Genomic DNA, 22,015 nt, shown 5'->3' on the forward strand with positions numbered 1-22,015 from the left:
GGCCAGGACACGGGGCGACCGGCGTTTCCGGGGAGATCGAGCGGGTGTGCGTACGGGGGAGGGGTGGACCGGTGGTGCGGCCCGGTCAGTGGATGCGGCGGATGTCCCGGCGGCGCAGGGCGTAGCCGAGACCGACCAGCCCGCCGAGGACGAGCCCCGCTCCGGCGCCGAGTTCCAGGGGATCGAGCCCGGCCACACTGCCGCCGAGGCCTCCGCGGACGCCGAGGGCGGCGCGGCGCGAAGCGCCCGTACCGGTGCCGGCGCTGGTACCCGTACTCGTACCGGCGGCGGCGCTCGCGCTCCTCCGGGCACCGACGGTGGAACTGGTCGTGGGCTTGCCGGTGCCGCCGGTGATCGTGAGGTCGGCCGAGCCGGTCTCGCCGGCGCAGGTGAAGGAGACGGAGTACTGGGCTCCGCGCCGCGCGTCCCGGTCCACGGTGACCCGTGCGGTCTTGCCCCGGTCGATGCTCACGGTGTCGAAGACGCCGGAGGAGACGGTGGCGAAGGCGGCGTTGCAGCCGGTGACGGACAGCACCACCTGGCCGCCGGGGGCGACCGTCGAGGGGGTGATGGCGAAACCGAAGGAGGTGATGGGCGCGGCCTCGGCCGCGCGCGCGGCGGGCGCGGCCGCCGCGCCGAACATCAGGAGGGCGCCCGCCGCGGCGGCGCCCAACAGGGCTGTGGGGGAGGTGGGTATCGCGCCCATGGTTGATTCTCCGGATCCCCGAGGAGCAGCCGCGGAACGGTTTCCGCACGTGGGGGGGCGTGCGCCTCGATGTCCGCCACGCTAGGTCCGGGCGCGGTGACCCGCGATCAGGAACGGGCGAATGGGGCATGGCGATGGGCCGAACCGGGGACGGGAGGACCGTCCCCGGTTTGACGGGCTGCGGGGCCCGGCAGCGGACGACGCGGTGTCAGTCGCCCAGGCCCAGATGCGGGAACTGGGACAGGAACGGCTCGGCGGTGGCGGCGATGCCCCGGCCGAAGGGTGCGTCGAAGTCCCAGATGAGGAACAGCAGGAACGCGATCAGCGCGCTGAACAGCCCGGCCAGCAGCAGCTCCCGGAACGAGCGCCTGATCTGGAGGGTGAAGATCAGCCCCACCGTCACCAGGGCCCCGGCGATCAGGCCGAACCAGACCACCCCGGGCATGGTGGCCCCGGCGCTCTGGCCGCGCGCGTTGCGCGCGTCGTCGACCACGGCGACCTGGTCCACGAGCGGCTGGTAGGCCTGGCCCTCGTGGTCGGTCTGCGGTTCGTAGTCCGTCACATCGCGGCGGATGCGTTCCAGCAGCTCCCCGCTGCGGTCCGTCAGCTCGCCGTTCTCGGCCATCTCCTTCCATTCGGTGTCGACGACGTAGGTCACGTAGGCGTCGACGTCGGACCTGATCTTCTTGCGCACGTCCGCCGGGTAGACCTCGGAGCGGACGCTGATCTCGTGCAGGGCCTGCGATTCCTGGCGCACGTATTCCTGGGCGGCCCCGCGGCCCTCCCAGACTCCGGCGATCGCCAGGCCCAGCACGATCGCGTAGATCACGCCGATCATCATCGTCATGTACTCGATGACGTCCGGGGTCTCGCTGGGATCGTCGTCCTCACCGATCCGGCGCTGATTGAAGAAGGCGATGGACAGCACCACGGCACACGCCGCGGCCATCGCCAGGGACAGGACGAGCCATTCCGACAAGATGACTCCCAATCGATTACGGGGTGGAATGCGGCGGCTCTACCGCGGGCGCAGCGCGACGATCGCGAGCACCGCGGGGGCCGCGGTCATCAAGGTGAAGGTCACCGGTGAGATGTGGCGCTCCACCGGCTTGCGCGCCGCCGCGTGGTACGCGGGGCGGGCGACCGGCTTCTTGGGCGCGGCCGCGGGGATCACCCGCGGCGGCGCCTGCGGTGCGGGGGGCTTGGCGGCGGGTTTCGGGACCGGCTTCGGGGCCGGCTTGGGGGCCGGGGGAGCGGGGGCCGGGCGCGTGGGGGGCGGGGCCGGCTCGGGGGGTTTCGGTACCGGCTTCGGAGCGGGCGGTGGCGGAGGTGGCGGGGGCGGGGGAGGAGTCGGGATGGGCGGCGTGGGCTTCGGTGGCGGCGGCGGGGGCTTCGGGGTGGGCTTGGGCGGGCACGGCGGGGGAGGCGGCGGTGGGCAGGGCGGGTGGCCGTGGTGGCCGCCGGGGCCGTGACCGTGGCCGTGTCCGCCGTGGCCGTGGCCGTGGCCTTGACCGGGTCCGGGGCCCTGACCGGGGCCGCCGTGGTTGCCCGGGCCGCCCTGGTTCCCGCGATCCCCCCGTCCGCCCCGGTTGCCGTGGTCGCTCTGGCGGCCCTGGTCGCCGTGACGTCCGCCACCTCGGGAACCCCCGGTCGCGCCGCCCGAGGCGGACGCGGCAGGCCTGACGGCGCTCGCCCTGTCGCCGGCGTCGATCGTCGCGTATGCGCTGCTATCGGCCATGGCCGGTGTCGCGGACAGGGCCGCCCACAGGAGGACCGGGACTGCCAGCAGGCGCCTGGAAGAGGCTCTTTTCACCCGGGGATCATGGGGTCGCGCGCGCCCGCGCGCGGGAAGGTTGACCTTGGTTCGCCTGAACGGGTGAGGCTTTGGCTACGGAGGTTTGAGCCAGATTCGCGTCGTGCCCGATCGTTCACCGACCTTTTCCCAAAAGGTATTTGTCGGTTTCGATCATTCTCCGGGCCTCGGTCGTTCGGCCTTTGACGTGTGACGAAGAACGGATCGCCAATTTCCGCTTTCGCTCGCTCCGTTGGGCAATGATCAGTACATTCGGCTCGGACAGGAGTCCGATCCGCCCGGACCACTGCAAGACCAAGGCTTGGAGACCCCGATGGAGCGCCCCGCCTGGGCCCCGCAAGGCATCGACATATCGGTGCCGAGCGTGTCCCGCATCTACGATTACTACCTGGGCGGCTCCCACAATTTCGAGGTCGACAGGCAGGCGGCCCGTCGGGCCATGGAATTCATGCCGGGCCTGCCCAAGATCATGCAGGCGAACCGGGCATTCATGCGCCGTGCCGTCCGGTACGCCGTCGCCGAGGGCGTGACGCAGTTCCTCGACATCGGCTCCGGCATCCCCACCTTCGGCAACGTCCACGAGATCGCCCAGGCCGCCAGCCCCGAGGCACGCGTGGTCTACGTCGACCACGACCCGGTGGCCGTCGCCCACAGCCAGGCCGTCCTGGCCGGCACCGAGCGGACCGGGGTCGTCGCCGCGGACCTGCGCAAGCCCCAGGACATCCTGACCGCCCCCGAGGTCGCGCAGGGGCTCGACCTGAGCCGCCCGGTCGCCCTGATGCTGGTCGCCGTCCTGCACTTCCTGGAGGACGCGGACGAGCCCTACGAGGCCGTCGCCCACCTGTGCGACGCCCTGGCCCCCGGCAGCCTGCTGATCCTCACGCACGCCTCGTACGAGGGGATCCCGCTCTCGGAGGAGGTCGCGAGCGGAACCGTCGACGTCTACCGCGAGATCCGCAATCCGCTCGTCATGCGGGACGCGGAGCAGATCCGGCGCTTCTTCGACGGCTTCGGCCTGATCGAGCCCGGACTGGTGTCCATGCCCGACTGGCGGCCCGACACGACCGGTGGGTCGGAGGGCGATGCCGCGGACGAAGACCCCTATGCCTTCTCGGGCTTCGCAGGAGTGGGACGCAAGGCGTGAGACTGCCCACGCAGACGGCGGACGACCCGGCCGCGCCGCAGGGCGGTCTGGAGGACCGGATCGGGCGGTTCGCGACCATCTGGGGGAGAGCGATCTTCCCGGTCACCGCGACCTCGCTCACCCGCGGCGAGTTCGAACGCCACCTCGTACCGCTCACCCGCACCCTCGTCGAGGCCCTGCGCGCCCGCCCCTTCGACTCCTCCGTCGGCCAGCGGGTCGGGGAGGAGCTCGTCGCGGTCCACTGCACCGACCCGGAGGCCCTGGCCGGCACGCTCGGCGTCGTCGAGTCCTACCTGGTGCTGTACTGCGGCCCGGACGGCCCCGACGCCGAGAGCGTCGAGGGAACCGAGGAGTACCGGTCCCGCTGCGCCCGGCTCCAGCACGGCATCGCGGCCGGATTCGCCCGTGCACTGCGCGAGCGCACGCTCAAGGAGCAGGAGGCCATCGCCCGTTCCGCCCTGACCGCCCGCATCGACGCCCAGCAGGCTCTGCACGCCAGCGAGGAGCGCTTCCGGGCGGTCTTCGAGGGCGCGGCCATCGGGATCGGCATCGCCGATCTGGAGGGCAACGTCCTGGAGATCAACGACGCGCTGCTCCAGATGTTCGGCGGCATGGACGGGCACGTCCGCGGCCGCAACGTCAGCGAATGGAGCCACCCCGACGACACCCCGCACGTCTGGCGGATGTACGGGGAGCTCGTGCGCGGCGAACGCGAGAGCTACCGCGTCGAGAAGCCGTACTACCGGCACGACGGGACCGTGCTGTGGACCAACCTGACGGTCTCGCTGCTGCGCGACGCCGAGGGCGTGCCGCAGTACCAGCTGGCCCTGATGGAGGACACCACCGAGCGCCGGCTGCTGAACCTGCGCCTGCGCTACGAAGCCACCCACGACGCCCTGACCGGCCTGCCCAACCGGACGCTCTTCTTCGAGCGTCTGGAGAAGGCCCTGAGCGGCTCGGGCGGTTCGCGCTTCGGCCTGTGCTACCTCGATCTCGACGGCTTCAAGGCGGTCAACGACAGCCTCGGCCACTCGGCCGGCGACCGGCTGCTGGTGGAGGTCGCCGACCGCCTGCAGAGCTGCGCGACGGGACCGGGCGAGGTGGTCGCGCGGCTCGGCGGCGACGAGTTCGTGGCGCTGACCACCGGACCCGACACCGAGGAGAAGGCCACCGAACTCGCCGTCCGGATCCTCTCCGCCCTCTCCGTCCCGATCCGGCTGGAGGGCCGGGAGCTGACGGTCCGGGGCAGCATCGGCATCGTCGAGGGCCCGGCCCGCGAGCGCACCCCGGCGGAGGTGCTGCGCAGCGCCGACATCACCATGTACCGGGCCAAGGCGGCGGGCGGCAACCGGTTCGAGTTCGCCGACGCCGCTGCCGACGCGCGCGCCATCACCCGGCACGGACTGACCAACGCCCTCCCGGCCGCGCTGGAACGCGGCGAGTTCTTCATCGAGTACCAACCGCTGGTCCACATGCACGACGGCAGCGTGCACGGTGCCGAGGCGCTGGTGCGCTGGTCGCACCCGCAGCACGGGGTGCTCGGGCCGGACCGGTTCATTCCGCTCGCCGAACGCACCGGACTGATCGTGCCGCTCGGCCGCTGGGTCCTGGAGGAGTCCGTCCGCCAGGCCCGCGCCTGGCAGCACCAAAAGGGCGGCGCCACCCTGCGGATCAACGTCAACCTGTCGCCGACCCAGTTGCACCATCCCGGCCTGGTCGCCGACACGATCCGTGTCCTGGAGTCCTCGGGCCTGACTCCGGGCACGCTGTGCCTGGAGGTCACCGAGTCGGCCCTGATCGGCGCCGACGACGAACTCCTCGAGCCGCTGCGCCGACTCGCCGCCCTGGGCGTGGACATCGCCCTCGACGACTTCGGCACCGGCTACTCGAACCTGGCCAACCTGCGCCGCCTACCCGTCAGCGTTCTGAAGCTGGACCGCTCCTTCACCAAGGGCATGCAGCAGCACCCGGCCAACCCGGTCGACGTCAAGATCGTGGAGGGCATAGTCGCCCTGGCCCACAGCCTCGAACTTGCCGTCACCGTCGAGGGCGTGGAGACCGGCGCGCAGGCCGCACAGCTCCGAGCACTCGGCTGCGACACGGCCCAGGGCTGGTACTACGCCCGCCCGGGAGCCGCCGACCGCATCCACACGCTGTCCCTGTCGGACGCGGTACCCACCCTCTGAGCGCCGCCCGGGCCGCCCGCTTCGGGGCCGCAGCCCCGGCCACCTCGGTGGGCACGGCCCGCGCGGTCCGTGCGTCGGGCCGGCGTCACTCCAGGCCCGCCTCCGTGCCCCGGCCCGGCTCGCGGACGGCCGCCACCACCCGCTCGTAGCGCCGGGCCGTGTCGGCCAGGACCTGGGCGGCCACCGGCAGCCGCTCCGCCTGGTATCCGTCGAGCGCGTCCTCCCCGGCCGCCCCGGAGAGGACGGCGGCCAGCGTCCGGCCGAGGGCGGCGGCGTCCTGGATGCCGGTGTTCATGCCCAGCCCGCCGGCTATGGGGTGGACGTGCGCCGCGTCACCGGCGAGGAAGACCCGGCCCTCGCGTATCCGGGTGGCCATGCGGACGTTGACCCGCCAGGAGGAGAGCCAGGTGGGCTCCGCGAGCCGTATCCCCGGCATCCGGGCGTGCCGGTCGAAGAGCCGTTGGAAGCTCTCCAGTGAGGGCGGCAGCGCCTCGCCCCGCTCGTCCGTCTCGGGAGCGGCCTGCAGCTGGAACGTGTCCGTCCCCGGCATCGGGCAGAGCAGGATCCCGCCCCCGTCCGACGTGAACCACTGGTGCCAGAACGCGCGGCTGAGCCCCGGCGCCTCGACGTCCCCGAGCACCATCGCCGGCTCCTCCTCCCCGCTCCCCTCGAAGGGGATGCCGAGGAGTCCACGGGTGGTGCTGTGCCCGCCGTCGCACCCCGCCAGATAGCCGGCCCGGATCACGGTGCCGTCCTCCAGCTGCGCGCGGACACCGCCCGCGTCCTGGGTGATTCCGGCGAGCCGGGCCCCGTACTCGACGCGCACGCCCAGCTCCGCCAGCCGGTCGCGCAGGGTCTCCTCCACCTGCCACTGCCCGATGAGCAGGCCTCCCTCCACGGAGGTGTCCTTGACGGGCTCCCCGTCGAAGTACTTGCGCAGCACCACGCCCTCGCGTCCCTTGCCCCTCAAGGAGTCGGCTGCGCCGAGCTCCTCGAAGAAGGCGAGGCTGTCCGGCTGGAGGCCCTTGCCCCGGGACTCGCGGTGCGGTCCCGGGCGGCCTTCGATGATCCGCACCGCGATGCCGCGGCGGGCCAGATCGCAGGCGAGCGTGAGGCCGGTCGGGCCGGATCCCGCGATCAGCACGTCCGCACGATCCGCGCCATCCACTGCGCCCACTGCGCCCACTGCGCCCACCGCGTCCCTCGCGTCGTCCATTGCGTCAGTCATGAGACGTCCCCTCGTCGTCGGTATCTCAAGGAAAGCGGCTCCCGAGAGAAAAAGCAACCCGGTCATAAAACTAACTGGGTCACTCGTTCGTGTTAGGCTGGACGCATGGAGAACACGAAGGGTCTGCGCGAGAGCAAGAAGCTCCGTACGCGCCAACAGTTGGCGGCCACGGCGCTGGAGCTCTTCCTGGAGCGAGGCTTCGACGCCGTCTCGGTGGCGGACATCGCGGCGGCCGCCGAGGTTTCCAAGCCCACGCTGTTCCGCTACTTCCCCAGCAAGGAGGACCTGGTCCTCGACCGCTTCGCCGACCATCAGGACGAGGCGGCGCGCATCGTGCGCGACCGGGCTGCGGGGCAGACGCCGGTGGCGGCCGTGCGCGCGCACTTCCTGGCGGCGCTCGCCGAGAGGGACCCGATCACCGGCCTCTGCGACCACCCGAACGTGCTCGCCTTCGAGGGGCTGCTCTACGGCACCGCCAGCCTGGAATCCCGGCTGGCCCACTACACCGCCCGCGAGGTGGAGTTGCTCGCCGCCGTACTGGAATCCGAAGCGGTCGACCCGCTCGCGGCCCGTCTGGCTGCGGGATACCTGGTGGCGGCCCGGCAGGAACTCGGCCGGGAGAACTGGCGCCGCATCGACGCCGGCCAGAGCGCCGACGAGGCCCACCCCGCGGCCGTGGCCGACGCGGAGCGTGCCTTCGCCCTCCTGTCCGGCGGCCTCGACCGGGCGCTGCCCGCCCGCCGGTCCTGACGTCATGGCCCGAACGAACCGGAAGGTGAAGAAGCGGGTGCCCCCCTTCGGCCTGCCCACCGGCCTGGTCCTGCTGGCCGGCCGGGGCGGTGCGGGGATGGACGGCTGGCGGACCGGGGTGTTCACCGGGAACGGCGGGATCTTGCGCGGCGGGCTTCTCGACGTCCCCTCCGGTGCGGCCCCGGAAGAGGCGCAGCGGGCTGCCGCCGAGTTGGTGCAGGGGCTTGCCCGCGACTTCCACGGGCGAGAGGTCGTGGTGGTCTGGGACCCGCAGTCGGAGCCGGGATCGTGGACGGCCACGGTCGTGGCCCCGGCGGCCGAACCCGGACCCGAATCCGGGCCCCGACCCGGACCTGAACCCGGGCCGTGAACCCGGGCCCGAACTCCGGCCCCCGGACCCGGCCCCCGGCCCGGACCCGGCCCCCGGCCCGAACCCCGGCCCGAACCCCGGCCCGAACCCCGGCCCGGCCCCCGGCCCGGACCCGGCCCCCGGCCCCCGGCCCGGACCCGGCCCCCGGCCCGAACCGGGGCCCGAACCCGGACCCCGCCCCGCCCCGAACCCAGGCGCCGAGGGTCCTCAGCCCAGCAGGATGCGCTTCAGTTCGCGGGCCGCGCGCGGGGGTGCCACGTCCGTGCGGTGGGCCAGGGCGATCGTGCGGCGCAGGGGGGAGCCCGCCAGGGGCGTGGCGCGCAGGCCGGAGCCCGCGTGGTCGACGACCATCGCCGGGACCACCGCGATGCCGAGCCCCGCGCGGACGAAGCCCAGTACCGCGTCCATCTCGCCTCCCTCCACCGTGAACACCGGCTCGAAGCCCTCCGCCCGGCAGGCCGCCACCGTCAGGTCCCGCAGGTCGTAGCCGTGCCGGAACATGACCATCGGCTCGTCGCGCAGCGCGGACACCGTGAGCGAACCGCCCCCCGCCGGAGGCGGCAGCGCCGCGGAGGAGACCACCACCAGGTCCTCCGTCAGCAGCTTCACCGTGGTCAGCGCCGGGGCCGAGGGGGGCAGCGGCAGGGCGATCAGCGCGAGGTCCAGGGAGCCGCGCGCGAGCTCCCGTACGAGGTCCAGCGAACCGCTCTCCTCGATCAGCAGCTCGATCCCCGGATGCGCGGTGTGGAAGGCGCGGAGCACGCCCGGCAGCAGGCCGGTGCACAGGCTCGGGGTGGCCCCCAGTCGGATCCGGCCGCGCCGCAGCTGCGCCAGCTCCTGCACTTCCAGCCGCGCCGTGTCCGCGTCCGCGAGGATCCGCCGGGCCAGCGGCAGCAGGGTCTCGCCGGCGTCGGTGAGCGTGATGTTCCCGCGGGCCCGGCTGAAGAGCTCGGCGCCCAGCTCCCGTTCGAGCGCCTTGATCTGCTGCGACAGGGAAGGCTGGGCCACGTGCTCGCGCTCGGCCGCGCGCGTGAAGTGCCGGGTCTCGGCGACGGCGACGAAGTAGACCAGTTGCTGGAACTGCATGACCCCAGGCTAGCGCCCTACATAGGCAGGGCCTATCGACTTCAGCTCCGTCATGTCTTGGACCTTTCGGGACCTTCGTCCCTACGGTCAATGTCATGGCTCTGGCAACGCGGACGGATCGACGGCCGTCCACCACGCGCACGCTCTGGGACTCCTCCGTCGGCAAGAAGGCCGTGATGGCCGTCTCCGGTTTGATCATGCTCGGCTACCTCGTCGTGCACATGCTCGGCAACCTCAAGATCTTCTTCGGGGCGGAGGAGTTCAACGGCTACGCCCACTGGCTCCGCACTCTCGGCTCGCCCTTCCTGCACCACGAGTGGGCCCTGTGGATCGTCCGCGCGGCCCTGCTCGCGGCCGTCGTCGCGCACGGAGTCTGCGCCTACCAGCTCAGCCGCCGCGACATCAAGGCGCGCCCGGTGAAGTACGCCCACAAGCGCCGCCGCGCGAGCTACGCCACCCGCACCATGCGCTGGGGCGGCATCATCCTCGCCCTCTTCATCGTCTGGCACCTGCTCGACCTCACCACGCTCACCGTGAACGAGCGGGCCTGGGCCGGACATCCGTACGAGAACGTCCTCGCCACCTTCTCCACCTGGTACGGCAACACCATCTACCTCGTGGCGATGGCCGCCCTGGGACTGCACGTCCGCCACGGCTTCTGGAGCGCCGCCCAAACCCTGGGCGCGGGCAACGCCCGGCGGGACAGGACGCTGAAGTTCCTCGCCAACGCCCTCGCCCTCGTCCTCTTCGCGGGCTTCGTGTCCGTGCCCGTCGCCGTCATGACCGGAGTGGTGAGCTGACATGAGCAACGACTACGCCGACTACACCACCGGCGACCCGATCGCCGACGCCAAGGCCCCCGAAGGCCCCATCGCCGAGCGCTGGGACCGCCGCCGCTTCGAGGCCAAGCTGGTCAACCCGGCCAACCGGCGGGGGCACACCGTCATCGTCGTCGGCACCGGCCTGGCCGGCGGCGCCGCCGGCGCCACCCTCGCCGAACAGGGCTACCACGTCGTCCAGTTCTGCTTCTCCGACTCCCCGCGCCGCGCCCACTCCATCGCCGCCCAGGGCGGTATCAACGCGGCCAAGAACTACCGGAACGACGGCGACTCCGTCCACCGGCTGTTCTACGACACCGTCAAGGGCGGTGACTTCCGCGCCCGCGAGTCCAACGTCCACCGCCTCGCCCAGATCTCCGTCGAGATCATCGACCAGTGCGTGGCCCAGGGCGTCCCCTTCGCCCGCGAGTACGGCGGCCTCCTCGACACCCGCTCCTTCGGCGGCGTCCAGGTCTCCCGCACCTTCTACGCACGCGGCCAGACCGGACAGCAGCTCCTGCTCGGCGCCTACCAGGCGCTCTCGCGGCAGATCGCCGCCGGCAACGTCGAGATGCACGCCCGCACCGAGATGCTCGACCTGATCACCGTCGACGGCGTGGCCCGCGGCATCGTCGCCCGCGACCTGGTCACCGGCAAGATCGACACCCACTACGCGGACGCCGTCGTCCTCGCGAGCGGCGGCTACGGCAACGTCTTCTACCTCTCCACCAACGCCATGAACTCCAACGCGACCGCCGTCTGGAGGGCCCACCGGCGCGGTGCGTACTTCGCGAACCCCTGTTTCACCCAGATCCACCCCACCTGCATCCCGCGCACCGGCGACCACCAGTCCAAGCTCACCTTGATGAGCGAGTCCCTGCGCAACGACGGCCGCATCTGGGTCCCCAAGGCCAAGGGCGACACCCGCCCCGCCGCCGACATCCCGGAAGCGGAACGCGACTACTACCTGGAGCGGATCTACCCCTCCTTCGGCAACCTCGTGCCCCGTGACATCGCCTCCCGCGCGGCCAAGAACGTCTGCGACGAGGGCCGCGGCGTCGGCCCCGGCGGCCAGGGCGTCTACCTCGACTTCGCCGACGCCATCCGCCGCATGGGCAAGGAGAAGGTCGCTGAGAAGTACGGCAACCTCTTCGACATGTACGAGCGGATCACCGCGGAGAACCCGTACGAGGTCCCCATGCGGATCTATCCCGCCGTGCACTACACGATGGGCGGACTGTGGGTCGACTACGACCTCCAGACCACCGTCCCCGGCCTGTTCGCGATCGGCGAGGCCAACTTCTCCGACCACGGCGCCAACCGCCTGGGCGCCTCCGCGCTCATGCAGGGCCTCGGCGACGGCTACTTCGTGCTGCCCTCCACCATCAACGACTACCTGGCCCGCCATCCGCACCGGGACACCGTCGACGACACCCACCCCGAGGCCGCGGCCGCCGTCCGTGAAACCCGCGACTGCCTCGCCAAGTTGCTCGCCGTCGACGGGGACCGCACGCCCGACTCCTTCCACCGGGAGATCGGCGAACTGATGTGGGAGTACTGCGGGATGGCCCGGACCGAAGAGGGCCTGCGGAAGGCCCTCGCCCGGATCCCCGAGATCCGCGAGGAGTTCTGGCGGCGGATCAAGGTGCCGGGCAGCGGCGAGGAGTTCAACCAGTCCCTGGAGAAGGCCAACCGCATCGTCGACTACCTGGAGCTCGCCGAGCTGATGTGCCTCGACGCCCTCCACCGCGCCGAATCCTGCGGGGGCCACTTCCGCGAGGAGTCCCAGACCCCGGACGGTGAAGCCGCCCGCCGCGACGAGGAGTTCGGGTACGCGGCCGCCTGGCAGTACACCGGAACCGGCGCCGCGCCCGTCCTGCACAAGGAAGACCTCGTCTTCGAGTACGTCCACCCCACCCAGCGGAGCTACGCATGAAGCTCACCCTGCGCGTCTGGCGCCAGAAGAACGCCGCCGCCCCCGGCGCGATGGCCTCGTACGAGGTCGACGGCATCTCGGAAGGCATGTCCTTCCTCGAAATGCTCGACACGCTCAACGAGGACCTCATCCTGAGCGGAGAGGACCCCGTCGCCTTCGACCACGACTGCCGCGAGGGCATCTGCGGGGCGTGCAGCCTCGTCATCAACGGCGATGCCCACGGGCCGGAGCGCACCACGACCTGCCAGCTCCACATGCGCTCCTTCGCCGACGGCGACACCATCGACGTCGAACCCTGGCGGGCCTCGGCCTTCCCCGTCGTGAAGGACCTCGTCGTCGACCGCGGGGCCCTCGACCGGGTTATCCAGGCCGGCGGCTACATCACCGCCCCGACCGGCGCCGCCCCCGAGGCGCACGCCACGGCCGTTCCCAAGCCCGACGCCGACTACGCCTTCGAGCACGCCGAGTGCATCGGCTGCGGTGCGTGCGTGGCGGCCTGCCCCAACGGCTCCGCGATGCTCTTCACCTCCGCCAAGGTCAACCACCTGAACGTGCTCCCGCAGGGTTCGCCGGAGCGCGAGACCCGGGTCTTGGACATGGTCGCCACGATGGACGCCGAGGGCTTCGGAGGGTGCACCCTGACCGGCGAGTGCGCCACCGCCTGCCCCAAGGGGATCCCGCTGCCGTCGATCGCCGCCATGAACAAGGAGTGGTTGAGGGCGGTTCGTCGAGGCCCCCGCTGACCTGTGGATTTCATAAGAATGAGGTCTCGGGGGAAAGATCCTGTTCACCTTTCGGACACCGACCCGTAAGGTGAGTTTCGGCCACCGGGGGCCGCCAGGCACGGTGGGGCCGATTTCTGCGTCCACGAGCCCTGAGGTGATCATGAGCGGCATCCGTCGGCATCTGAGCTGGATGCCGTTCCAGCCCCGGACCGCTGTGCCGTCGCAGCCGAGAGGGTCGGAGCGCGGACGCGGGTCCCGGACTCCGGCGCACGCGCGGGAGGCCCGGCGGGCCGTCCGCGAACAGGAGATCCTGGCGAAGGCGGCCGAAGCCGGGAGCATCGTCGAACACGGGGGCCGGCTGGCCGTCGTACGGGACGACCTGCTCCCCGCGGAACTCGCCGAACTGAACCTCCGAGAGGTCGCCGAGGTACTGGAAGCGGCATCGATGCCCTACGGCCTGGTCCCCGACGGGGAACTGGTCCACCGGGTGGCGCTCGCCCCGGGCACCCGTGCCGACGCGCTCGCCGCCTGCGCGAAGGGCTTCGCCGGCCGGCCCGTCTACGCCGACCTCCTCGGCCACCGCACCGCGCTCGGCACCGTCCTCGCCGAGGAACTGCCCGAGGCGGTCGCCGCCGTGGAGGCCGAGACGCCCGGCGCAGTCGTCGCGGGGATCCGGCTCTACATTCCCGTGGTCACCTCGGGGTACACCCTCCACATGGCTGCCGAGCAGGGCTGCGACCTGGAGTTCTGGAAGCCGGCCAACGGACCCGGCGGGGTCGCCTCGCTCCGGGAGACCCCCTTCGGCTGGTGGGTTCCCTCCATGGAGGCCACGGCCCGCCGGCGCATCGGTGACCGCGACTACCCGGTCGTGGCGGACCTCGATCGCCGCTTCCCCGAGGACATCGACTTCCCCATCGACGCCGTGATCACCTGGGTGGACGGCTCGGACCCCCAGTGGCGCCACCGCCGGGACCGGGCCGAGGCGGCCGCCGCCGGTGTCACGGACGGCAAGGCCGACGAGGCCGACACCTCCGCCGGTGCCGACACCGCCGGCGGTCCCGTTGCCGCCGACGCCGCCGACAGCGGCGACCACCGCTTCCGGGACCGCGGCGAGCTGCGCTCCTGCCTGCGCTCCATCGCGGCCTACGCGCCCTGGATCCGCAGGGTCTTCCTCGTCACCGACGACCAGGTCCCCGCCTGGCTGGCCCTGGAGCACCCCGGAATCACCGTGGTCCACCACCGGGAGCTGTTCGCCGACCCCGGCGCCCTGCCCGTCTTCAACTCGCACGCCATCGAAACCCAGCTGCACCGCATCCCGGGCCTCGCCGAGCACTACCTCTACTTCAACGACGACATCTTCCTCGGCCGCCCCCAGCGCCCGCAGAACTACTTCCTGCCGTCCGGTCTGCCGAAGGTCTTCCACGACACCCGGGCCGTCCCGCCCAGCTCCCCGGACAGCCACGACGACATCTACACCACCTCGCAGCGGGCGACCCGCCGCATGGTGGAAGCGCTCGCCGGCCGCACGTACCCGCGCATCCTCGCGCACGCCCCGTACGCGCAGACCCGCTCCCTCTACGCCCGGCTGGAAGAGGCACTGCCCGGCGGGCTCGACGCGACCAGCCGGTCCGTCTTCCGCAGTGCCACCGACCTCGCCCCCGTCACCCTCGCCCTGCACCTGGCACTTGCCCAGGGGCGCGCGGTGGAAGGCGACCTGGCCACCGCGTACGTGTCCACCGCAGGGAACAAGGAGCTCCAGCGGCTCGGCGGCCTCCTGCGCGATCGGGGCACCGACGCCTTCTGCCTCGCCGACGACTCGGGCACCGAGGTGTCCCCCGAAGTGCAGCACCGCGAACTCAAGGCCTTCCTGGAGGCCTACTTCCCCGTCGCCTCCCCGTACGAGGCTCCGGTCCGGGCCGCCGTGAAGGGCCGGCCCGCCGGGCACGACCGCGACCCGTCCGCGCACGACCAGGACGGGTCCGCCGATCGGATGATCGGAGCGGCTCCCGCCGCGCCGTGACCGACCGCCCTCCCGGGCGTGGGTGACAGTGGGCGCATGTCTCCAGGCCGTCCCACCCCCGCCGGATCCGGCCCGCGCCGCCGTAGCGTGCTGGCCGCCGCCCTCGCCCCGCTGGCGGTGGCCGGCTGCGCCGGGGAGGAACGGGCTCCTACGCCGCGCCCCGGCCCCGAGACAGCCGAGGACGTGCTGGTCATGGTCATCCGGCACGCGGAGAAGCCGTACGCCGGTGACACCGGCGAGGACGACGAGGGCAACGAGGACCCCGGCTTCCTCGCCGTCCGGGGCCGGCGCCGCGCGCAGGAGCTGCCCGCTCTCTTCCCGCCGACCCGGGGTGCCCGCCTGCCCCGGCCCGGGGCCGTCTTCGCGGCCGGCGGCAAGGAGGGGGCGCCCGCGCGGTGCCGCCAGACCGTCGAGACGCTCGCCACCGCGCTGGGTACGCCCGTCCGCGCGGAGTTCGCCGTCGGAGCCGAGCCCGCCCTGGCCAGGGCGGTGCTGGCGGCGCGGACGCCCGTCCTGGTCTGCTGGGAGCACCAGGGGATGCCCCGCCTGATCCGGGGCCTCGGAGCGCAGGACGTGCTGGGAGTGCCGGCCACCTGGCCCGACCGCTACGACCTGGTGTGGACCTTCACCCGCAGGCAGGGCGTCTGGACCTTCCGCGAGCTTCCGCAGCACCTGCTCCAGGGTGACGCGTAGCGGTGGCGCGCGGCTGCGCCGGGACACCGCGAGTACTGCGCGGAACGGGCGTACGCTGAGAAGTGGACTCGGGGCAGTTGTGCGCCGGGAGGTCGACGATCATGACTGGAATCGTGCGAAGGGGCTTCGATTCCGCAGACGAGACCCGTCGGTTCGAGGACGGCAAGGGCAGGCTCGACCTGCTCAACACCGACAACGGGCCGGTCGGCCGGGCCGTGTTCGAGCCCGGATGGCAGTGGTCGCAGCACATCAAGCCCATTGCAGGGACCGACAGTTGTGAGGCCGCCCACGTGGCCTACATCATCAGCGGCCGGATGAAGATCGTCATGGACAGTGGCGACAGCATCGAGGCGCAGCCCGGAGACTTCATCCAGATCGACCCCGGCCACGACGCCTGGGTTCTCGGCGACGAGCAGTGCGTCGTCCTCGACTGGCAGGGCTACGCAGAGTTCGCCAGGCCCAAGGACGCGTGATCGCCCGCCTCGCGCGTGACCACCTGCCCGACTACCGGCCCGCAGCGAGGGCCCGCGCCAGATAGGCCGCTGTACGGCTGCCCGCGGCGCGGGCCACCTCGGCAGGGGTGCCCGCGGCCACCACCCGGCCGCCGTCCGCGCCGCCGCCCGGTCCCAGGTCGATGACCCAGTCGGCGCCCGCCACCACCGCCATGTCGTGCTCCACGACCACCACCGAATGCCCGGCGTCCACCAGGCCGTGCAACTGCCGCAGCAGCACCGTGACATCGGCCGGATGGAGCCCCGTCGTCGGCTCGTCCAGCAGGTACAGCGTGTGGTCGCGGCGCACGCGCTGGAGCTCCGTCGCCAGTTTGATGCGCTGGGCCTCGCCGCCCGACAGCTCCGTGGCGGGCTGGCCGAGCCGCAGGTACCCCAGACCGATGTCCGACAGGGCGCCGAGGCTGCGGGCCGCCGCCGGGACCCCGGCGAAGAAGGAGGCCGCCGACTCCACCGTCAGGGCGAGCACCTCCGCGATGTTCAACCCCGAGTAACGGACCTCCAGGGTCTCGGAGTTGTACCGGGCTCCCGCGCACTCCGGGCACGGGGCGTAGGTACTGGGCAGGAACAGCAGCTCCACCGAGACGAAGCCCTCGCCCTGGCAGGACTCGCACCGCCCGCCCGGCACGTTGAAGGAGAAGCGGCCCGCCTTCCAGCCCCGCGCCTTCGATTCGGGCGCCGCCGTGAAGAGCCGGCGCACCACGTCGAACAGCCCCGTGTACGTGGCCAGGTTGGAGCGCGGGGTCCGGCCGATCGGCTTCTGGTCCACCTCCACGAGGCGCCGTACCGGGAACTCCGGCTCCGCCAGTCGCTCGTGTACCTCCCGAGCGAGGGCCTGGCCCACCAGCGTGGACTTCCCGGACCCCGACACCCCGGTCACCGCCGTGAACACCCCGAGCGGGAACTCCGCCGCCACGTCCCGCAAGTTGTGCCGGTCGACACCGCTGAGCCGTACGGACCCGGTCGCCTTCCGCGCGGCCCCCGAGCGCCACTCGTCCGGCCGCCGGGTCCCGAACAGGTACGGGGCCGTCGCCGAGTCCGCCACCGCCGCCAGAGCCTCCGGGGGACCGCTGTGCAGCACCTGCCCGCCGTGCTCCCCGGCGAGCGGGCCGACGTCCACCAGCCAGTCCGCGTGCCGCACCACAGCAAGGTCGTGCTCCACCACGAACACCGTGTTCCCGGCCTCCTTGAGCCGGTCCAGGACGCCGAGCAACGCCTCCGTGTCGGCCGGGTGCAGCCCCGCCGACGGCTCGTCCAGTACGTACACCACCCCGAACAGTCCCGAACGCAACTGCGTGGCCAGCCGCAGTCGTTGCAGCTCTCCCGCCGACAGGGTCGGGGCGGCGCGGTCCAGGCTCAGGTAGCCCAGGCCCAGCTCGGTGACCGGGCCGATCCGCGAGCGCAGGTCCTCTGTGAGCACCCGGGACGCTTCGCCGCCGCCGCGCGCGGTGGCCAGTACCCCGTCCAGCTCCGTCAGCGCCAGCGCCGAGGTCTCCGCGATGGTGCGGCCCGCGAAGGTCACGGCCAGGGCCTCCGGGCGCAGCCGCCTGCCCTCGCACACCGGACACGGCGCATCGGTCAGGAACTTCTCGGCACGGGCCCGCAGGGTGAGGCTCTTGCTGTCGGAGAAGGTCCGCATCACGTACCGGTGGGCGCTCATGTACGTGCCTTGGTAGGAGCGTTGGATCCGGTCGGCCTCCCGCACCGGATGCACCGTCACCACCGGCTGCTCCTCGGTGAACAGGATCCACTCGCGGTCCGCCGCCGCAAGCTCCCGCCAGGGTGCGTCCACGTCGTGGCCGAGGGCCTCCAGGATGTCGCGCAGGTTCTTGCCTTGCCAGGCACCCGGCCAGGCGGCGATGGCACCCTGACGGATCGACAGGCCCGCGTCGGGTACCAGCAGCTCCTCGCTCGTGCGGTGCACGCGGCCGAGACCGTGACAGGAAGGGCAGGCGCCGGCCGCGGTGTTGGGGGAGAAGGCGTCGGAGTCCAGACGCTCGGCACCGGGCGGGTAGGAACCCGCCCGCGAGTACAGCATCCGCAGCGAGTTGGACAGCGTGGTCACCGTGCCGACCGAGGACCGGGACCCGGGGGAGGAGCGCCGCTGCTCCAGCGAGACGGCCGGCGGGAGCCCGGTGACGGAGTCGACCTTCGGCGCGCCGATCTGGTGGATCAGCCGGCGGGCGTACGGGGCCACGGACTCGAAGTACCGGCGCTGGGCCTCGGCGAAGAGCGTGCCGAAGGCCAGCGAGCTCTTCCCGGAGCCGGAGACCCCGGTGAACACGGTCAGCGCGTCACGCGGAATGTCCACGTCGACCCCGCGCAGATTGTGCTCCCGGGCGCCGCGGACGCGGACGTAGGGATCGTGGGCGTGCGGGGTGGCGGGCTGGTGCATTCGTCCTAGTTTAGTGTCCGGGGCCGGCGGACTGCCCAACAGGGTCCGCGGGCCCGTTCGCGCGCCCGTCGGCGCGCCCGTCCGGGTGCCCGTCCGCGGTCTCCGTGAGGCCCGTGAGCCGGGCGAGCCGCGCGAAGGAGTCCAGTAGCGCCGTCCGGTCGTACGTGGACGTGGTGACCAGCAGCTCGTCCGCCCCGGTCAGCTCCGCGACCGCGGACAGCTCCGCCGCGACCTGCTCCTCCGTGCCGTGGATGTGTCCGGCGAGGGCGCCCTCGTACAGCTCCCGCTCCTTGGGGCTCATCGGGAGGGCCTCCACCTCCTCGGCCGGACGGAGCGGCGGGAAGCTGCCCCGGGTCCGCGAGTACGCGACGGCCCAGGCCTCCGGCACCAGGATCCGCCGGGCGGCCTCGGTGGTGGCGGCCACCGCGACCGTCCCGGAGGCCACGACGTACGGCCGCGCGCCCCAGGGAGAGGGCCGGAACTCCTCGCGGTACGCCATGATGATCTCCGCGACCCGGGCCCGGGACCGCAGGTCACCCACGACCAGGGGCAGCCCGGCGCGGGCCGCGATGCCCGCCCCCTCGCCGGTGGCCAGCACGTACGCCGGGATCCGCAGCCCCTCCGCCGGGCGGGCGTGCACGTCGGGGTGTGCCCGCTGGGAGCCGTCGAGCCAGCCCAGCAGCTCCGCGAGCTGCTCCTCGAACCGGTCGGCGTCGGCGGTGTCCCGCCCGAGCGCGCGGCGGATCCCGCCGGTGAAGCCCACCGAGCGGCCGAGGCCCATGTCGATCCGGCCGGGGAACAGCGACTCCAGGACCCCGAACTGCTCGGCGACGATCAGGGGCTGGTGGTTGGGCAGCATCACGCCGCCGGTGCCGACGCGGATCCGGGAGGTCGCCCCGGCCACGGCGGCGGCGAGCACCGTGGGCGCGGATCCGGCGACCCCGGGCACGCTGTGGTGCTCGGAGACCAGGAACCTGTGGTACCCGAGCCGCTCGGCGGTGCGCGCGAGCTCCACCGTGTCGCGCAGGGCCTGCGCGGCGGGGTGCCCCTCCCGGGTGCGGGACCGGTCGAGTATCGAGAGTGTGCGGATCACACTGGGGTCAACGCGCGGAGGGCGTCAGGATTCCCCGAAGCCGACGCTGCTTAGGCTGGCGGGGTGACCGAGACTCAGAACCGAAGGCCCCTGGCCGTCTTCGACATCGACAACACCCTGGCCGACACCGCCCACCGCCAGCACTTCCTGGAGCGCCGGCCGCGCGACTGGAGCGGGTTCTTCGGCGCGGCCCCGGCCGATCCGCCCCTCGCCCGCGGGATCGCGCTCGCGGTGGAGAGCGCGGCCGACTGCGAGGTCACGTACCTCACCGGCCGCCCGGAGCGGTGCCGCGCGGACACGGAGGACTGGCTCGCGCGGAACGGGCTGCCCGAGGGGCGGCTGTGGATGCGCGGGAACCAGGACCGGCGGCCCGCCCGGACGACAAAGCTCGAGGTCCTCCGGCGCATCTCGCGGGGCCGCGAGGTGCGGATGCTGGTGGACGACGACGAGCTGGTGTGCCGGGCGGCGCGCGCGGAGGGCTTCCGCGTGGTCCTGGCGGACTGGGCGGCGGACGCGCCGGAGCTCAAGGACGCGCAGGAGGGCGAGGGCCGCACCTGAGGGCGCTTCCGTGCCCCGGCGCCCCTCGGGCGGCCGGGTGGGCCCGGGGTCCTGGGGTGGGCCCGGGGCCTGGGGTGGGCCCGGGGAACCACGGGTGTGGGCCCGAGGGCCCCGGGAGCACGCGGAACCCCGGGGAGCCCCGAGGGCCAGGGCCTCAGGCTTCGCTGTCGAGACGGAAACCGACCTTGATCCCCACCTGGTAGTGCGCGATCTCGCCGTTCTCGATGTGCCCTCTGATCTGAACGACTTCGAGCCAATCGAGATTGTGGAGCGTTTCGCCCGCGCGGGCGATGCCGTTGCGGATGGCCTGGTCGATGCCCTCGTGGGACGTGCCCACGATCTCGGTCACCCGGTACGTGTGATTGGACATGGGGGTCTCCCGACACTGGGTGGCTGTTGCCTTGTTCTACGGTGCCCCAGTAAGTCCTGGTCCGCGAACTTTGCGTGAACAATCCATAGCGATACCCCCTTGACCCACCCATTGGTCTATGCCAATTTCAAGCCATCTGCGATCCATCCCCCAGAAGGTGACCTTCGTGAAGATGCGCTTCCTTGCCGTGTCCACCGCTCTCGCGGCCGCGACCGCTCTCACCGGCTGCAGCCTCGCCGGGTCGGGCGGAGGTACGCAGAAGGTGACGCTCTGGCTGATGAAGGGCAGCGCCTCCGAGGAGTTCATAGGCCAGTTCACCAGCAGCTTCGAGAAGGAACACCCGGGCGTGGACCTCGAAGTGAAGATCCAGGAGTGGAAGGGCATCGGCGACAAGGTCAACGCCGTCCTGTCCGGCCGGAGCGAGGAGAGCGCCGACGTCATCGAGGTCGGCAACACCCAGGTCGCCCAGTACGTCGAGGGCGGCGGCGTCTCCGAGCTCACCCTGGAAGCCCTGCGCGAGTGGGACGGCAAGGACTGGCTGAAAGGTCTCTCCGAACCGGGAAAGGTCAACGGCGCCCAGTTCGGCGTCCCGTGGTACGCCGCCAACCGCGTGGTGATCTACAACAAGGACCTCTTCGCGAACGCCGGGGTCAAGGCGCCGATCAAGACCCGCCAGGAATGGATTCAGGCCACGCAGAAGCTCGACAAGGGCACCCAGCAGGGGATCTACCTCGCCGGGCAGAACTGGTACGTCCTCGCCGGGTTCGTCTGGGACGAGGGCGGCGAGCTCGCCGTCGAGAGCAGCGGCCAGTGGCTCGGCACCCTCGACGAGCAGAAGGCCCTGGCGGGCATGGAGTTCTACAAGCAGCTCCAGGCCCTCGGCGACGGCCCCAAGGACGCCGACGAGGAGACGCCCCCGCAGTCCGACGTCTTCGCCCGCGGCGGAATCGCCCAGATCATCGCCCCGCCCGGCCAGGCCGCCGCCATCGAGGCCGCGAACCCGGAGCTCAAGGGCAAGCTCGGCTTCTTCCCGATCCCCGGCAAGACCGCCGAGAAGGTGGGCTCGGTCTTCACCGGCGGCTCGGACCTGATCATCCCCGAGAAGACGAAGCAGCGTAAGCACGCCGTCGACGTGATCACGGCCCTGGTCAGCGAGAAGTGGCAGTCCGAGCTCGCCCGCACGATGAGCTACGTACCCAACAAGACCACCCTCGCGCACGTGGTCGCGGGCAACGACGGCGCCACGGCGATGGCCCCCGGTGCAGCCCAGGGCCGCGCCACCCCGCAGTCCCCCCGCTGGGCCGAGGTGGAGGCCCAGAACCCGATCAAGCCGTTCATGACGGCCGTGCTCACCGGCCAGGACCCCGAGACGGCGGCGAAGGCGGCCTCCGACACCATCAGCAAGGTCCTCAGCTCCGACCGCTGACCCCGGGGCGGGCGGGGGCGGGGGAACGGTGGGGAGGGGCGAGAGGGGCGCGAGAGGCTCCCGGAGGGGGCCGCCCGCCAAGTTCAGCGTCCGCACATCCAAGGGCCGCGAAGCGGCCATGTCGAATCCAGCCGGTCACGGAAGAAGTAAAGAAGCCAGGCCACGCACCTGCCGGCCTGGCTTCCCGTG

20 protein-coding genes are annotated in these 22,015 nt (G+C 72.2%); 12 read left to right on the forward strand and 8 right to left on the reverse strand.

Annotated features, from left to right (window positions below; translation table 11 throughout):
* Window positions 1-85 precede the first annotated feature (85 nt).
* The 3 genes from ACFVX6_RS33720 to ACFVX6_RS33730 form a co-directional block, all read right to left on the reverse strand.
* A complete protein-coding gene (locus tag ACFVX6_RS33720) occupies window positions 86-706 on the reverse strand; it encodes a hypothetical protein (RefSeq protein WP_389697982.1) in 621 nt (206 codons plus the stop codon).
* Window positions 707-914: 208 nt separating this feature from the next.
* Complete coding sequence (locus ACFVX6_RS33725; protein ID WP_250741860.1) at window positions 915-1,685, reverse strand: DUF4239 domain-containing protein; 771 nt, start codon at window positions 1,683-1,685, stop codon at window positions 915-917.
* A 39-nt stretch (window positions 1,686-1,724) separates the two neighbouring features.
* Window positions 1,725-1,880, reverse strand: a complete 156-nt coding sequence (locus tag ACFVX6_RS33730; RefSeq protein ID WP_389697984.1) for a hypothetical protein — start codon at window positions 1,878-1,880, stop codon at window positions 1,725-1,727.
* Between the two features lie 952 nt (window positions 1,881-2,832).
* On the opposite strand from ACFVX6_RS33730, the gene ACFVX6_RS33735 reads away from it, so the two are divergent.
* Window positions 2,833-3,663 (forward strand): SAM-dependent methyltransferase, encoded by an 831-nt coding sequence (locus ACFVX6_RS33735; protein ID WP_389697986.1) that lies wholly within the window; start codon window positions 2,833-2,835, stop codon window positions 3,661-3,663.
* Entirely contained in the window at window positions 3,660-5,849 is a 2,190-nt protein-coding gene (locus tag ACFVX6_RS33740; protein WP_389697988.1) for a putative bifunctional diguanylate cyclase/phosphodiesterase, read from the forward strand. Before ACFVX6_RS33735 ends, ACFVX6_RS33740 begins: the two co-directional genes overlap by 4 nt.
* Before the next feature lie 85 nt (window positions 5,850-5,934).
* Here the strand turns inward: ACFVX6_RS33740 and ACFVX6_RS33745 are convergent, their stop codons facing one another.
* Window positions 5,935-7,077, reverse strand: coding sequence for an FAD-dependent monooxygenase (locus ACFVX6_RS33745; RefSeq protein WP_389697990.1), 1,143 nt, complete (start codon window positions 7,075-7,077; stop codon window positions 5,935-5,937).
* Window positions 7,078-7,182: 105 nt separating this feature from the next.
* Between ACFVX6_RS33745 and ACFVX6_RS33750 the strand changes: the two genes are divergently transcribed.
* Both ACFVX6_RS33750 and ACFVX6_RS33755 read left to right on the forward strand, forming a co-directional pair.
* The gene (locus tag ACFVX6_RS33750) at window positions 7,183-7,827 is read left to right on the forward strand and encodes a TetR/AcrR family transcriptional regulator (protein ID WP_389697992.1); all 645 of its coding nucleotides are present in this window, start codon (window positions 7,183-7,185) and stop codon (window positions 7,825-7,827) included.
* A 4-nt stretch (window positions 7,828-7,831) separates the two neighbouring features.
* A complete protein-coding gene (locus ACFVX6_RS33755) occupies window positions 7,832-8,197 on the forward strand; it encodes a hypothetical protein (protein ID WP_389697994.1) in 366 nt (121 codons plus the stop codon).
* A gap of 207 nt (window positions 8,198-8,404) precedes the next feature.
* Here the strand turns inward: ACFVX6_RS33755 and ACFVX6_RS33760 are convergent, their stop codons facing one another.
* A complete protein-coding gene (locus ACFVX6_RS33760) occupies window positions 8,405-9,283 on the reverse strand; it encodes a LysR family transcriptional regulator (protein WP_389697996.1) in 879 nt (292 codons plus the stop codon).
* A gap of 95 nt (window positions 9,284-9,378) precedes the next feature.
* On the opposite strand from ACFVX6_RS33760, the gene ACFVX6_RS33765 reads away from it, so the two are divergent.
* The 6 genes from ACFVX6_RS33765 (at window position 9,379) to ACFVX6_RS33790 (ending at window position 15,948) form a co-directional block, all read left to right on the forward strand.
* Complete coding sequence (locus ACFVX6_RS33765; RefSeq protein WP_389697998.1) at window positions 9,379-10,083, forward strand: succinate dehydrogenase cytochrome b subunit; 705 nt, start codon at window positions 9,379-9,381, stop codon at window positions 10,081-10,083.
* Between the two features lies 1 nt (window position 10,084).
* Entirely contained in the window at window positions 10,085-12,037 is a 1,953-nt protein-coding gene (locus ACFVX6_RS33770; RefSeq protein WP_389698000.1) for a fumarate reductase/succinate dehydrogenase flavoprotein subunit, read from the forward strand.
* On the forward strand, window positions 12,034-12,780 hold the full coding sequence (locus ACFVX6_RS33775; protein WP_389698002.1) for a succinate dehydrogenase/fumarate reductase iron-sulfur subunit: 747 nt from the start codon (window positions 12,034-12,036) through the stop codon (window positions 12,778-12,780). Before ACFVX6_RS33770 ends, ACFVX6_RS33775 begins: the two co-directional genes overlap by 4 nt.
* A 142-nt stretch (window positions 12,781-12,922) precedes the next feature.
* A complete protein-coding gene (locus ACFVX6_RS33780; RefSeq protein WP_389698004.1) occupies window positions 12,923-14,782 on the forward strand; it encodes a stealth family protein in 1,860 nt (619 codons plus the stop codon).
* 36 nt (window positions 14,783-14,818) lie between these two features.
* Window positions 14,819-15,475, forward strand: coding sequence for a hypothetical protein (locus tag ACFVX6_RS33785; protein ID WP_389698006.1), 657 nt, complete (start codon window positions 14,819-14,821; stop codon window positions 15,473-15,475).
* Window positions 15,476-15,576: 101 nt separating this feature from the next.
* Window positions 15,577-15,948, forward strand: a complete 372-nt coding sequence (locus tag ACFVX6_RS33790; protein ID WP_389698008.1) for a cupin domain-containing protein — start codon at window positions 15,577-15,579, stop codon at window positions 15,946-15,948.
* Between the two features lie 31 nt (window positions 15,949-15,979).
* Here the strand turns inward: ACFVX6_RS33790 and ACFVX6_RS33795 are convergent, their stop codons facing one another.
* On the reverse strand, window positions 15,980-18,379 hold the full coding sequence (locus ACFVX6_RS33795) for an ABC transporter (RefSeq protein WP_389698010.1): 2,400 nt from the start codon (window positions 18,377-18,379) through the stop codon (window positions 15,980-15,982).
* Window positions 18,380-18,389: 10 nt separating this feature from the next.
* Window positions 18,390-19,472, reverse strand: a complete 1,083-nt coding sequence (locus ACFVX6_RS33800; protein ID WP_389698012.1) for an LLM class flavin-dependent oxidoreductase — start codon at window positions 19,470-19,472, stop codon at window positions 18,390-18,392.
* Window positions 19,473-19,535: 63 nt separating this feature from the next.
* Here ACFVX6_RS33800 and ACFVX6_RS33805 point away from each other — a divergent pair, with 63 nt between their 5' ends.
* Entirely contained in the window at window positions 19,536-20,030 is a 495-nt protein-coding gene (locus tag ACFVX6_RS33805) for a hypothetical protein (protein ID WP_383953491.1), read from the forward strand.
* A 154-nt stretch (window positions 20,031-20,184) separates the two neighbouring features.
* On the opposite strand, the gene ACFVX6_RS33810 is transcribed toward ACFVX6_RS33805, so the two are convergent.
* Window positions 20,185-20,400 (reverse strand): dodecin, encoded by a 216-nt coding sequence (locus tag ACFVX6_RS33810; protein ID WP_389698014.1) that lies wholly within the window; start codon window positions 20,398-20,400, stop codon window positions 20,185-20,187.
* 166 nt (window positions 20,401-20,566) lie between these two features.
* On the opposite strand from ACFVX6_RS33810, the gene ACFVX6_RS33815 reads away from it, so the two are divergent.
* Window positions 20,567-21,826 carry an extracellular solute-binding protein gene (locus tag ACFVX6_RS33815; protein WP_389698016.1) on the forward strand — a complete coding sequence of 420 codons (1,260 nt, stop codon included), beginning with the start codon at window positions 20,567-20,569 and terminating at the stop codon, window positions 21,824-21,826.
* The last annotated feature ends 189 nt before the right edge of the window (window positions 21,827-22,015 follow it).

It is taken from the genome of Streptomyces sp. NPDC058289, assembly GCF_042880975.1.
Taxonomy (GTDB): Bacteria; Actinomycetota; Actinomycetes; order Streptomycetales; family Streptomycetaceae; genus Streptomyces; species Streptomyces stoeckheimensis.

What these genes read in the sequence shown, in the direction of transcription:
- ACFVX6_RS33810 (WP_389698014.1), bottom strand. Translation starts at nt 20,400, where the DNA reads ATGTCCAATCACACGTACCGGGTGACCGAGATCGTGGGCACGTCCCAC.
- ACFVX6_RS33760 (WP_389697996.1), bottom strand. Translation starts at nt 9,283, where the DNA reads ATGCAGTTCCAGCAACTGGTCTACTTCGTCGCCGTCGCCGAGACCCGG.
- ACFVX6_RS33750 (WP_389697992.1), top strand. Translation starts at nt 7,183, where the DNA reads ATGGAGAACACGAAGGGTCTGCGCGAGAGCAAGAAGCTCCGTACGCGC.
- ACFVX6_RS33770 (WP_389698000.1), top strand. Translation starts at nt 10,085, where the DNA reads ATGAGCAACGACTACGCCGACTACACCACCGGCGACCCGATCGCCGAC.
- ACFVX6_RS33720 (WP_389697982.1), bottom strand. Translation starts at nt 706, where the DNA reads ATGGGCGCGATACCCACCTCCCCCACAGCCCTGTTGGGCGCCGCCGCG.
- ACFVX6_RS33795 (WP_389698010.1), bottom strand. Translation starts at nt 18,379, where the DNA reads ATGCACCAGCCCGCCACCCCGCACGCCCACGATCCCTACGTCCGCGTC.
- ACFVX6_RS33755 (WP_389697994.1), top strand. Translation starts at nt 7,832, where the DNA reads ATGGCCCGAACGAACCGGAAGGTGAAGAAGCGGGTGCCCCCCTTCGGC.
- ACFVX6_RS33785 (WP_389698006.1), top strand. Translation starts at nt 14,819, where the DNA reads ATGTCTCCAGGCCGTCCCACCCCCGCCGGATCCGGCCCGCGCCGCCGT.
- ACFVX6_RS33765 (WP_389697998.1), top strand. Translation starts at nt 9,379, where the DNA reads ATGGCTCTGGCAACGCGGACGGATCGACGGCCGTCCACCACGCGCACG.
- ACFVX6_RS33790 (WP_389698008.1), top strand. Translation starts at nt 15,577, where the DNA reads ATGACTGGAATCGTGCGAAGGGGCTTCGATTCCGCAGACGAGACCCGT.
- ACFVX6_RS33780 (WP_389698004.1), top strand. Translation starts at nt 12,923, where the DNA reads ATGAGCGGCATCCGTCGGCATCTGAGCTGGATGCCGTTCCAGCCCCGG.
- ACFVX6_RS33735 (WP_389697986.1), top strand. Translation starts at nt 2,833, where the DNA reads ATGGAGCGCCCCGCCTGGGCCCCGCAAGGCATCGACATATCGGTGCCG.
- ACFVX6_RS33745 (WP_389697990.1), bottom strand. Translation starts at nt 7,077, where the DNA reads ATGACTGACGCAATGGACGACGCGAGGGACGCGGTGGGCGCAGTGGGC.
- ACFVX6_RS33775 (WP_389698002.1), top strand. Translation starts at nt 12,034, where the DNA reads ATGAAGCTCACCCTGCGCGTCTGGCGCCAGAAGAACGCCGCCGCCCCC.